We start from the raw sequence: 11,248 nt of genomic DNA, 5'->3' as shown, positions 1-11,248 counted from the left end.
TCAGACTCCACGCGGGGTTTCGCCGCGCGCCTCCAGCAAGGTTTCGCTTTTGAGATAAAGCTGGCGCAGGTCTTCCAGCGTCTGCGCCTGCGGCTCTTCCCACATGCCGCGGCTGGCCGCTTCTAGCAGGCGTTCGGCAATCGCGTTCTGGGCCCAGGGATTGGCCTCTTCGAGGAAGCGCTGCATGCCCGAATCGAAGGCGTAAGTCTGCGCCAGTTGCTCGTACATCCAGTCGTCCATGACTTGCGCCGTGGCGTCATAACCGAACAGATAGTCGACTGTTGCAGTCAGCTCCAGACCACCCTTGTAACCGTGGCGCTGGATGCTGTCGAGCCACTTGGGATTGACCACGCGCGAGCGGAACACGCGCAGCGTCTCCTGCTTCAGATCGCGCACCTGGGCGCGCGCCGGGTCGTGGCTGTCGCCGAAATAATGACGCGGCTGCTGTCCGGTCAGGGCGCGGATCGTCGCGATCATGCCGCCGTGATATTGCAGGTAGTCGTCGCTGTCGAAGATGTCGTGTTCGCGGTTGTCCTGGTTGTGCAAGGCCACTTGCACGCCCGACAGGCGCGTGCGGAATGCGTCGCGCTGGTCGCTGCCCTGCTTGTCGCCGAGCTTGCGCGCATAGGCGTAGCCGCCCCAGTTGATATAGGCCTCGGCAAAATCAGCATCGGCCTGCCAGTTCTTTTCCTGGATCAGCGGCAGGATGCCGGCGCCGTAGCTGCCGGGCTTGGCGCCGAAGATGCGATAGGCGGCGCGCTCTTGCGCCTCATCCTTGTCCAGGCCCTTGCCTATCCAGTCGCCCAGTTCCTGCAGGTAATGCTTGCGCACGAAATTCTGGTCGAGCGGCTCATCGAGTGCGATCACGGCGTTGACGGCGTCGTCGATGAGGTCGATCAGTTGCGGGAAGGCGTCGCGGAAGAATCCGCTGATACGCGTCGTGACGTCGATGCGCGGACGCTGCAGTTCCTGCAGCGGCACCACCTCGATGCCGAACACCTGGCGGTTGCCGGGACGCCATACCGGTCGCACGCCGAGCAGGCACAGAATCTGCGCAACATCGTCGCCGTGGGTGCGCATGGCGCTGGTGCCCCAGATGCTGATGGCGACGCTTTCCGGATGTGCGCCAGTTTCGCGCACGTGGCGTTCCAGTACTTCACGCGCGAGCTGCTGGCCGACGCGCCAGGCCGATTGCGACGGCACACTGCGCGGATCGACCGAATAGAAATTGCGCCCGGTCGGCAGGATATGCGCCATGCCGCGCGTGGGCGAACCGCTCGGGCCGGCCGGCACGTAGCCGCCTTCCAAACCGAGCAGCAGATTGCCGATCTCGTCGCCGGCGCGATGCAGGTTGGGCAGCAACTGGCGGCAGGTGAAATCGAGGACACGACGTAACGCTGCGAACTTGTCAGTTGTCGGCGCCGGTGCTTTGGTAAGCGCCGGGGCTGCGGCCGGAGGTCTGGCGCGCGCCTGCATCTTCATCTGGCCGATTACGCTGCCCGGTTGACGCAAAGAAGCAGTTTGCAGGCGCGGCTTGTCGATGCTGAGATCGCCGAACATGGATTGCAAGATGCCGTCGACGGCACCGGCTCTGTACTCGCGCTCCTGCAAGGCCTGCATCAGCCGCACGCACAAATCATCGATGGCTTCGATCGCATCGGCGCGCGTGACCACGGCGCGGCCGGCGATACGCGCCAGCGCGCTGTCGGCGTTGAGGCGCTGGCCCTTGTTCTCCAGCAGCATGTCGAGCTTGAGGCCGAACAGGCGCGCCATTTCTTCCTGCAGACCGGGGATGTCCTGGTTCGGCAGGCGCGTCAACGACACCAGCATGTCCGGCATCTGCGTCACATCCGGTGCGCGGCCGAGGATGTGCAGGCCGTCGCGGATCTGCGCGGCACCGAGTTCACACAGATAGCCGTCGAGGTCTTCGATCAGGTGGGCGACGTCGGAGCCGCCCATGGCGCTGAGCGCTTCAGGCAATTCGCCCTCATGGCTGTGGTCGTGCGGATGGTCGTGATCGTGGTGGTCATGACCGTGATCGTGTCCATGCACATGGCCGTGATGATGGTGATGTCCATGTTCATCGTCATGGTCGTGATCATGATGGAGCAGCTTCATCTGCAGGTCGCTGTCAAGATTGGTCTGTTTGACCAGTTCCCAGATCTGCTGCTGCAGCAGCGGTAGCTTGGACGGGTCCAGCACTTCCACTTGATAGTACTCATCCACCAGTTGCGTCAGCTGCGCCAGCGCGCCGTAACTGTCGGCGGTAGTCATCGGCGGCGTCAGGTGATCGACCACGACCGCGTGGCCGCGCCGCTTGGCCTGCGAACCCTCGCCCGGATCGTTGATGATGAACGGATAGAACAGCGGCATGTCGCCCAGCAACGCATCGGGGAAGCAATTCTCCGACAAGCCGACACCCTTTCCGGGCAGCCATTCCAGCGTGCCATGCTTGCCCACGTGGACGATGGCGTCCGCGCCCCACTCGTCGCTAAGCCAGCGGTACAGGCCGTAATAGTGATGTGTCGGCGGCAGGTCGGGTTGATGGTAGATCGCATCCGGATCCATGCCGTAACCACGCGGCGGCTGCAAGGCGACGAAGGCGTTGCCCAGCTCGACGCCGGCGAATGCCAGATGATTGTCATGGACGTAGGCGACACCGGGCGCGGCGCCCCATTGCGCTTCTATCTTTTGCTGCAAGACGTGCGGCAGCTCGGCGAACCATTCGGCGTAGCGCTCTGCCGACACGCGGCCGACGGCGTGCTGCAACTGCTCGCTGGTCAGATAGGTGTTGTCGTAGGAGCAGCGATCGACCAGCGTATGGATCAGCGCGCTGCCGCTCTCGGGCAAGTCGCCGATGGCATAGCCGGCATCGCGCATCGATTCGAGGATGCGCATCAGCGAGGCCGGCGCGTCGAGGCCGACGGCATTGCCGATCTGTGAAGCCTTGCTGTTGGAGTTGGTGAAGATGAAGGCGATGCGCTTGTCGGCATTGTCGAGCGCGCGCAAACGCGCGAAGCGCGCCGCCAGGCCGGCGATGCGTTCAACGCGGTCGGCCACGGGATGAAACTCCACCACGTCGCCGGACAAGCCCGCCGCCTGCGCCTTGAACGACAGCGGCACGCTGATGATGCGGCCGTCGAACTCGGGCAGCACCACGTTCATGGCGGCGTCGAGCGGGTTCATGCCGCGCGTCGAGATTTCCCACTGCTCCTGCGTCATGCCGCTGGTCATGGCCTGCAGCACGGGCACGTTGAGTTTTTCCAGCACCGACACCGACCAGCCCGCAGGCGTCGGACCGCCCGGCGTGATTTCGCCCATCGCGAAGGACGTGGTGTTGATCAGGACGTCGACATGTGCGCCCTTCTCTCCCGCGAAATAACTGAGCGCCGCCGGCAGATCGGAGTCCGCTGCCGAAGTGCGCAGCGAGGCCGTAAAAATCGGCAACACGTCCATGCCGCGTTGCTCCAGCGATGTCACCAGCGCATCGACGAAGCGCGTGTTGCCGCTCATCCAGTGGGCGCGATAAAAGATGATGCCGACTGCCGGTTTGCGGCGGCCTGCGACATCAATGCGCGATTTAAGTCTGAGCTGAAGCCAGTCGGCAATGCCCGCATCCTGTTCGAGATCCGGATGATAGATCCCGTGATCAGGCAAGGCCACGGCGGACTCGTAAGCGAATCCGGTCAGCAGCAAACGGTCCGACACGAAGCGTAGAAATTGCGCCAGGTTCACGCTGCCGCCGCCGTGGAAATACGCCAGAGCCTCGCGCAGCACATCTGTCGGGACAGTCGACACTGCCGCCAGTTCGGCGTCGGGCTCACCGGCGCCGCTGAGCGCAATCAGATGGCGTCCCTGACGTTGCGCATGACGCAGCAGTTCGGCAAATCCGGCAACACTGCCGAGACGGCCGAGGATGCGCAGCACGATGATGTCAGCGTCGGCCAGTTCGTTCTGCAACAACTCGCTCATGCGTGTTTCGTTTTCTACGCCTTGCAGGTTGATGCCGATGGTTGGCGGAAAATCGGCCGGCAATTGCGTCAACGCGTGATGCACGATCGCCAGGTCGGTGGACGCATGGGTCAATACGGCAATGCGTGCAGACGTTGCAGCGACGGATTGTGTTGCCTGGTCAGACATTTTCTGGTTCCTCGGGATTGACGTCGCCGCTGCCGAGGCGATGGAAGATCAGGTCGGTGACTTCGCGCCCGCCTTCCAGATGCTCGATCACCACGCGTTCGATCGCGGCGGCATCCTCGCAGCGATACCAGACGCCTTCGGGATATACCACAACGACCGGCGCCTGCGCCTTGCAGGCCACCATGCAGTGGGTGCGCGTGCGCTTGACGCGCAGCTCGGGGCGCGCGTCGATCTGCTCGCCGAGCACGGCGAACATGGCTTCGGCCAGCACGCCGTTTTCGGTGCAGCGCGGGCCGGTGCACATCAGGACGTGGCGGTGGTGGGTTCTCATGCGTTCAGTTTCTTAATAACCAAAATGCCGATCCGGCTGCAGTGACCGGATCGGCATCCAAAATGACAACCTGAGTTTCAGGCGAATTTTCAGACGAATTTTTTATAGAAGTAACCGATCAGTCCGCCCAACGTCAGCCAGAATATGCCATTGGCCAATGCGGTGGCGTGGATGAACGCCTGCGCCAGCTCTTCCGGCGCGGCGCCGCCCGGCACTGCCGGATGCGGTGCGCCGATCAGGTGTGGCACAACCACCAAGACCAGTCCCAGCAACTTCAACGTCCAATGGCGCGCATAGACGCCGAGACCCAGGCCGGCGGCAGTCAATCCGGCCGTCATGATCCACCACAACTGGCGCGCATGCAGCGGCGCCGCCACGGTGCCCGGCACTTCCGGCGGCAAGCCCAGCGACGGTGCGACGAAGAACACCAGGTAACCGGCCACGCCCCACAGCAATCCGGAGCGCCAGGTCACTTTCTTGCCGCTGACCAGGATCGCGGCGGCGAGCAACAGGCCGAAGCCGATCGCCATGCTGACGTTGGCCAGCACGGTGTAAGCGGTACGCTCGAAGCCGTTGGCAGGTTCCCATTCATCGGCGTGTTCATGTTCATGCTCGTGAGCTTCCGACGCGGCAGGCGCGCCGGTGGAAGCTGCAGCAGAAGCTGGTACCGCGGCGGCGTGCGACTGCTCATGCGCCTTGGCGGCTGCGGCTTCTTCGTAGACTTCCGCCTGCAGGATAATGCGGGAGACTTGCGCCTGCTGCACGGCCGTCAGCAACAGGCCGGCCAACGCGCCGGCCAACAGGACGACGGGGGCAATCCGTCGCAATACTGCGAAATTGATCATCGGGGTAGTCCGCCTGGCGTCTTAATGGCAAGGAAAGCCGGCCGAATGACGACCGTCATGCGCGGCGTTGTGCAGTTCCACGGCGGAGGCAAATCCGGCAGCGTAGATCAGTGCGGCGCCGAGCACGAATGCGGTCAGGCCAGGCAGGATGCGATCGCGCCAGAGTCGCGCGCCGGAAGCAGAATTGGACTCGGAGTCGAGTGTATCGGTATCGTGGGCGGATGCGCCGGTGATGATTGCCATGTGTTTTCCTTCGGATGGGCCTGAGCCGGATTGAAACCAACCGCTTGCGGCGCTAAAGCGAAGCAGCGCAGCGGAACCGTCACGAAGGAAAATCAGGAAACAACGCGGGGTGCAAAGAAACAGCATTCCGGAAGCAGTCCGTCGATCGCCCTCCGCGATGCAAAACAAGTCGTTATACCGAGGGCCGGTCTCCGGGCTTGAGAATGGTTCACAGCGAGCATGATCTCGCCGGAACCGGAATCTGCGCCTTCCCATGCCGTGTTGGTAACACCGGTGCACAGTGGCTGGATGCAGATTCGCTGATTCGCTTACCGTTGCGGGGGCAGCGTGGGTTTTGCCTGACGGATCACATGGCATTGCAAACGATGATAAATAGCAATTCACCGACGTTCACTGCAATTGACCGACAAACGCACCGACTTCCCGATTAAATCCAGCGAATGACTATTCGCAGGATACCCAAGGCAATGCTACCCCGGCAGTATAGGTGTCGCGCGCCATTCTGGCAACCTGGAATCGGCTTGCATAAACGCTTGCGGGCCGGTTATCCAAATGGATAACCGGCCCGCTTTGGGCTTCAGCAGAAGCCTGGATTACTGCGTGATTCTGTTACTGATTGGGCCCTCTCGCGACCTTTTTGGGAGGCTCCGGGGTCAGGTTGATGGGGTCGCTGGCGGGAAACGTGTCTTCCAAGGCATCGTCGAGATCGTGATCACGCTTGATCTTTTTCGACTCCTTGACGCTATCGGTCTGTTTTTCGAGCTCACGTTCGTCGGCGGCGACGATGTCTTCGCCGCTTTCCTCGTCACTGGCGACTTGCTCGACCGACTCCGGCACTTCCGGAGCGCGGTCCCGCGAGCCGCGTTCGACCGAGGCACGCTCGCCGGTGCCGTGCGAATCGCTGTCGGCTTCGGTGGCGATGTTCATCATGTCGCTGCCGCTGTCCGAGCTGTCGCCCGGCCCAAGCGCGTGGTTGTCGTGGCCTTTGCTTAATTGCCGATCGGAAGTCGGCAAGACGTCTGGATCCAATGTGCTGGTTGCCATGATGCTGTACTCCTCATGTGTGATGCTTGATTGTTCGTGCACGGCTCTACGCCATTCTGATCGGCGTCTCGGGCGGCTCGGGGATGCCGGGCTCGGGCGGATTGAGAGGCGGATCTTCCACCGGGTTGTATTCGTCCGGCGGGATGTCTTTAGGTGGCGGCGCGGTCGGCGGCGTTTCCTGCGGTTCTTGCGGTGTATGCATGCGCACGCCTCCTCACATTGGATTCTGGTGAGGAATCGGATCCTGCGGCGGGCTCGGATCCAGCGGCGGCACTTCTACCGGCGGGATGTCTTGTGGCTTGTGCATGGAATGTCCTTTCTGCTGCAATTTAAGCTCAAGGTCGAGCTAAAAGCGACGCGGGTCGAAGGCAACGCCGACCATTCACGTCACAGCGACAGGCTACCCGCTGGCGCGGGCGCTGCGTATAGGACAAACACTTTTTCGGGCTTCCGCAACTCTTACGCCGGCGCCACCCCAAGCAGGGAGGGACGGCGTGGTGTCAATTGCGGAGCGATTTCCGGAGCAGTCGCCAGCAACTGCAACTCGCCGGCTTCAGCGTCGGAACCGACCCGGAACGCACTGACCGCATCCCAGAGCTTGCGCGCCTGCTCCTGCATGTCGGCGGTGGCGATGGCGGCTTCCGCCACCAGCGTCGCGTTGGTGCGCGTGACGGCATCGATGCCGGCAATCGACTGATTGAGATCGGCGATGCCGCGATGCTGGGCGTCGCTGGCGGCGGCGATCTCATCCATGATGCCGACCACGTGCTCGACCGAATCGACGATATCGCGCATGGTGCGTCCGGCGTCGTCGACCTGACGGCTGCCGGCATCGATGCGCTCAACCGAATCACCGATCAACAGCTTGATTTCCTTTGCAGCTGCGGCGCTGCGCATGGCGAGCTGACGCACCTCGGTTGCCACCACGGCAAAGCCGCGGCCGAGCTCACCGGCGCGTGCGGCCTCCACCGCAGCATTGAGCGCGAGGATGTTGGTCTGGAAGGCAATGCCGTCGATCACCGAGATGATGTCGACCACCTTGCGCGAACTGTCCTTGATCGAGGTCATCGTACCGACCACCGAAGAGACGATCTCTCCACCCCGCGAGGCGACGTCCGCTGCCGACTGTGCCAGCCGGTTGGCTTCGCCGATCTGCCCCGCATTGCGGCCGACGATGTCGGCCAGCTCGGCCATGGCGCCTGCAGTCTGTTGCAAGGAGCCGGCCTGGGCATCGGTGCGCGCCGCCAGATCAGTGTTGCCGACGGCATTTCGCTGCGATACGCGGAAGATGCTTTGGGTGCCGTTCCGCACTTCGCTGACAGTCTGCAGCAAGCTTCGATTCATGCTGCCCAGGGCGTTCAGCAACTGTCCTGTCTCATCCCTGCCGCCGGTCGCGATGTGCGCCGTCAGATCACCTGCCGCCACGCGGGAAGCCAGACTCACCGCTTCGTTAAGCGGACGCGTGATGCTGCGATTCAGGCGCCATGCCACCAGCACCGCCAACAACATCGCCACTGCACAAATCGCAATGGTCGCCAGCGTGGTGCGACGGCCGCTCTGCGCGAAATCGTCCAGGTCGCGCTGGATCTGCCCCTGTTCCAGTTTGACCAGCTTGTCGATGGATTCCAGCCACTGGCTCTGCAGGGGCGCCACTTCGGCATTGAGCAGCTTGGTGGCCTGCCCGGCATTGAAGCCGGCGGCGAATTCTTCCGCCTGCCGCATGAACGGTTCGCTGCGGCTGTCATAGGCGGCCATATCCGAGATGATGGCGCGCTCTTCTGCGGTGACGCCGAGCTTGAGCAAGGCATCCTGATTGACGCGGTAGCGCTTGCGTTCGATGCCGATGCGGGCCATTTCCTTTTGCATGGCGCTGAGATCGGTCAGCGTGCCGACGTTGCGCGCGGCCTGGCCTTGGCGGAACAGGCTTTGGCGCATCAACGCGGCGATTTCGGATTTGCCGTTGGTGTGGCTGAGCGCCGCGGCCAGCTGCTCCTGCGCATGTTGCGCGGACAAGCCGGCCAGCGCAGTGACGGCGGCCATCAGCACCAGAATGACGCCAAAGCAAAGCGACAGCCGGTGGCCGATTTTCAACTGCATCAGCGGCTTCAGAGGGGAAAATCTCATGCGGTCTCCTGTGTTTCCGATCAGGCGCCGACCTGGCAAGAGACTTGAGCAGAATACAAGCTGGCCGACGTTATTTTATGTAGTTTTACTAGTTTTTATTTATTCTGGCACAGGATGTCGATTATTTCCAGCGAATTACGCCTTAAATACGCTGCTTCGCCGCGCAATTTCAAATCAAAGTAAAAAATGTGAATGTAGTAAATGTAGTTTTATTACTTTATTTCTTTCCCTGATGTGGCGCCTCCCTTGACCGCAACGCGCTTGCGCCAATACAGGTGCATCAACGGCGTTGATGAAATGCCATGCAACAGGATGGACAGCGCCAGCACCGTCAGCACATCCTGCGCGATGCGCGCATTGAGCTTGTCATGCCAGAACTGCAGCACGAAGCACAAGTAATAAAGCGAGCCGACGCCGCGAATGCCGAACCAGGCGATCAGCCAGCGATGCGACGTCTCGGTGCCAGAGCCGAGCAGGCCAAGCGCCACCGCAATCGGACGCACGATGAAGAACAGCAGCCCGGCAATCAGAACGCCCTCTCCCGACAATCCGTATTCAGATAACAGGATGCCAATCAGCAGCACCATGAAGAACTCCGCGAAATGCTCCAGCTGCTGGTTGAAGCCAAGCACGGTTTCGGTCAGGTAAACCGGCGCCTGTTCAGGATGAACGGCAGCGGCGTTCTTGCCGCTGTCCTGCGCGGCGGCAATCAGTTCGCCGGCCGGCTTGTCGCCGCTGCTGGCTGACTCCACCTGGCGCATCGCCAGACCTGCTGCGAACACGGACAGGAAGCCGATGCCGTGGATCAGCTCCGCCACGCCATAAGACAGCATGATGATGCCGATCGCCATGAATTCCTCCATGCCGAGCGCGAGGCCGAAACGCTGGCGCGCAAACAGCACCATACGCGACAAGGCCCACCCCGCCAGCGCGCCGCAGCCGATGCCAGCGAACACACCCCAGGCGACGAACCAGCCAAAGTGATCGACCTGGGCAATTTCGTCGGTCACACCCAGCAGCATCAAGGCCAGGATCACGAACGGGAAGGCGCTGCCGTCGTTGAGACCGCCCTCGCCACTCAGCCCGAAACGCAACTGATCGGGATCATCGACATTCTTGATCTGGACATCGGACGCCAGTACAGGATCGGTGGGCGCCAGGATAGCGGCCAGCAGCATGGCCACGGCAAACGGCAGTCCGAACAGGAAGGCGATGCAGATCGCCAGCAAAGGCACGGTAATCAGCATTGACACCACGCCAAGGCGCAATGGAAGCCACCACAAACGACTGCCTTCGCCGCGAAAAGCCACCCGGAGCTTGAGTCCGACCGTAAACAGCGACAGCAGCAAGGCCACGCGCGTGATGACGGTCAGCGCGTCGGCGTGCGATCGCAGATCGATGTGGATCAGGCCGATGCCGGCAGGCCCCAGCAGCCAGCCGATCGGCAGGTATAGCATGGCCGCGTTGAATGGCAGTCGCTCGAGCACTGATTCGAGGAATACCATGAACATCAGCAGGATGCCGGCGATCAGGAAATAGACGGTAGGAATGTCGATGTGCGCTCTCCGCTTGGTACAGGTAGCAACATGTGAAAGCGGCAGCTGACTTCCGATGAGGTCAGCTGCCGCCTGTGCGCCAAGGCGCGATGAATGAATCCGATGCTAACGTCGGAGAAACAACGCCTCAATGCTGCTCGGAAGCGGCGCCATCCTTGCTGCGAGGCACCAGCCCGTCGTCGGCGTTGGCGCCCGGATCTTCGGTGCCGTCCGGTTCGACCAATTCAGCCGGCGTCGTTGTCGGGGGCATCGAAGGCCGCACCGTGGGAGCGACCGCAGCGGAACGTAACAGCTCGGTCGAAACCGGCGTCAATTCGCTGGCGTGCGCAGAGACGTCGCGGGCATTCTGACCACTACCGGTTTCGAGATAGTTGTCATCGCGCGCATCCGATTCGTCACCGGTCAGATCGCCTCCGGCTTGTTGATCGGTGAAACGTGGCGTGCCCTGATAAATCGGGCGCCCCAGTGGATCGACAAAATTGGAGCGAGCCTGTTGCCGGCCGGACGGAGGGGTGTCCTGCCCTTGCTGCTGGTTTTGCGACTGGCTCTGCTGGGCCGGCGGCTTTTGCCCCGCGTGGGATTTTTCGTCAATGGCTGCCATGTGATTCTCCTTGCCTGTGTGGTTCGCCTGCTGATTGTGACTGCGCTCACTGCGCGCCTCACACTCCGTGATGGCATGCAGGATCATGCTTTCGGCGAACATGTCGCGATGTCCTAATGCTTGCGCGCCGAACCCGACTTGCGGCCGCCGCCGGAAACCTTGTTCTCGGTGGCCCAGGCACGGCGTTCCGCTTCTTTATGATTGACGCCGCGCTTTTCATAGCCGGCTTCGATGTGAGCGGCCTCGCGTTTTTGCTTGTCGGTATAGGAAGATTTATCGCCTCTGGGCATGATGAACTCCTTAAGCATGATGGAACATGATTGGTAGTTCATCTTAGGCAAGTCGGCCGCTCCTGCCAGCAGGA

At 62.0% G+C, this 11,248-nt stretch carries 10 protein-coding genes and 1 riboswitch; all 10 genes read right to left on the bottom strand.

The features are described from left to right. The gene (locus ACIROW_RS01050; RefSeq protein ID WP_402270964.1) at window positions 1-4,140 is read right to left on the bottom strand and encodes a cobaltochelatase subunit CobN; all 4,140 of its coding nucleotides are present in this window, start codon (window positions 4,138-4,140) and stop codon (window positions 1-3) included. Further along, window positions 4,133-4,471 carry a (2Fe-2S) ferredoxin domain-containing protein gene (locus ACIROW_RS01045; protein WP_402270961.1) on the bottom strand — a complete coding sequence of 113 codons (339 nt, stop codon included), beginning with the start codon at window positions 4,469-4,471 and terminating at the stop codon, window positions 4,133-4,135. Before ACIROW_RS01045 ends, ACIROW_RS01050 begins: the two co-directional genes overlap by 8 nt. 89 nt (window positions 4,472-4,560) lie before the next feature. Then, window positions 4,561-5,316 (bottom strand): CbtA family protein, encoded by a 756-nt coding sequence (locus ACIROW_RS01040; protein ID WP_402270959.1) that lies wholly within the window; start codon window positions 5,314-5,316, stop codon window positions 4,561-4,563. 21 nt (window positions 5,317-5,337) lie between these two features. Further along, window positions 5,338-5,559 carry a CbtB domain-containing protein gene (locus ACIROW_RS01035; RefSeq protein ID WP_402270957.1) on the bottom strand — a complete coding sequence of 74 codons (222 nt, stop codon included), beginning with the start codon at window positions 5,557-5,559 and terminating at the stop codon, window positions 5,338-5,340. A gap of 164 nt (window positions 5,560-5,723) precedes the next feature. Beyond that, window positions 5,724-6,037, bottom strand: a riboswitch (cobalamin riboswitch). Between the two features lie 131 nt (window positions 6,038-6,168). Further along, on the bottom strand, window positions 6,169-6,603 hold the full coding sequence (locus ACIROW_RS01030) for a hypothetical protein (RefSeq protein ID WP_402270956.1): 435 nt from the start codon (window positions 6,601-6,603) through the stop codon (window positions 6,169-6,171). A gap of 46 nt (window positions 6,604-6,649) precedes the next feature. Next, a complete protein-coding gene (locus ACIROW_RS01025) occupies window positions 6,650-6,805 on the bottom strand; it encodes a hypothetical protein (RefSeq protein ID WP_402270954.1) in 156 nt (51 codons plus the stop codon). Between the two features lie 257 nt (window positions 6,806-7,062). Beyond that, window positions 7,063-8,727, bottom strand: coding sequence for a methyl-accepting chemotaxis protein (locus ACIROW_RS01020; RefSeq protein WP_402270952.1), 1,665 nt, complete (start codon window positions 8,725-8,727; stop codon window positions 7,063-7,065). Between the two features lie 212 nt (window positions 8,728-8,939). Beyond that, window positions 8,940-10,238, bottom strand: a complete 1,299-nt coding sequence (locus tag ACIROW_RS01015; RefSeq protein WP_402270950.1) for a cation:proton antiporter — start codon at window positions 10,236-10,238, stop codon at window positions 8,940-8,942. A gap of 172 nt (window positions 10,239-10,410) precedes the next feature. Beyond that, the gene (locus ACIROW_RS01010; protein ID WP_402270948.1) at window positions 10,411-10,986 is read right to left on the bottom strand and encodes a hypothetical protein; all 576 of its coding nucleotides are present in this window, start codon (window positions 10,984-10,986) and stop codon (window positions 10,411-10,413) included. A gap of 11 nt (window positions 10,987-10,997) precedes the next feature. Next, complete coding sequence (locus tag ACIROW_RS01005) at window positions 10,998-11,174, bottom strand: hypothetical protein (RefSeq protein WP_402270946.1); 177 nt, start codon at window positions 11,172-11,174, stop codon at window positions 10,998-11,000. Between the last annotated feature and the right edge of the window lie 74 nt (window positions 11,175-11,248).

Origin of the sequence: Herbaspirillum sp. NPDC101397 (assembly GCF_044767325.1) — a bacterium.
In the GTDB taxonomy this organism is placed as follows: domain Bacteria; phylum Pseudomonadota; class Gammaproteobacteria; order Burkholderiales; family Burkholderiaceae_D; genus Herbaspirillum.
The sequence above is the reverse complement of the archived record's forward strand: the minus strand, read 5'-3'. Positions and strand labels throughout refer to the sequence as shown.

What these genes read in the sequence shown, in the direction of transcription:
- ACIROW_RS01050 (WP_402270964.1), bottom strand. Translation starts at nt 4,140, where the DNA reads ATGTCTGACCAGGCAACACAATCCGTCGCTGCAACGTCTGCACGCATT.
- ACIROW_RS01045 (WP_402270961.1), bottom strand. Translation starts at nt 4,471, where the DNA reads ATGAGAACCCACCACCGCCACGTCCTGATGTGCACCGGCCCGCGCTGC.
- ACIROW_RS01040 (WP_402270959.1), bottom strand. Translation starts at nt 5,316, where the DNA reads ATGATCAATTTCGCAGTATTGCGACGGATTGCCCCCGTCGTCCTGTTG.
- ACIROW_RS01035 (WP_402270957.1), bottom strand. Translation starts at nt 5,559, where the DNA reads ATGGCAATCATCACCGGCGCATCCGCCCACGATACCGATACACTCGAC.
- ACIROW_RS01030 (WP_402270956.1), bottom strand. Translation starts at nt 6,603, where the DNA reads ATGGCAACCAGCACATTGGATCCAGACGTCTTGCCGACTTCCGATCGG.
- ACIROW_RS01025 (WP_402270954.1), bottom strand. Translation starts at nt 6,805, where the DNA reads ATGCATACACCGCAAGAACCGCAGGAAACGCCGCCGACCGCGCCGCCA.
- ACIROW_RS01020 (WP_402270952.1), bottom strand. Translation starts at nt 8,727, where the DNA reads ATGAGATTTTCCCCTCTGAAGCCGCTGATGCAGTTGAAAATCGGCCAC.
- ACIROW_RS01015 (WP_402270950.1), bottom strand. Translation starts at nt 10,238, where the DNA reads ATGTTCATGGTATTCCTCGAATCAGTGCTCGAGCGACTGCCATTCAAC.
- ACIROW_RS01010 (WP_402270948.1), bottom strand. Translation starts at nt 10,986, where the DNA reads ATGTTCGCCGAAAGCATGATCCTGCATGCCATCACGGAGTGTGAGGCG.
- ACIROW_RS01005 (WP_402270946.1), bottom strand. Translation starts at nt 11,174, where the DNA reads ATGCCCAGAGGCGATAAATCTTCCTATACCGACAAGCAAAAACGCGAG.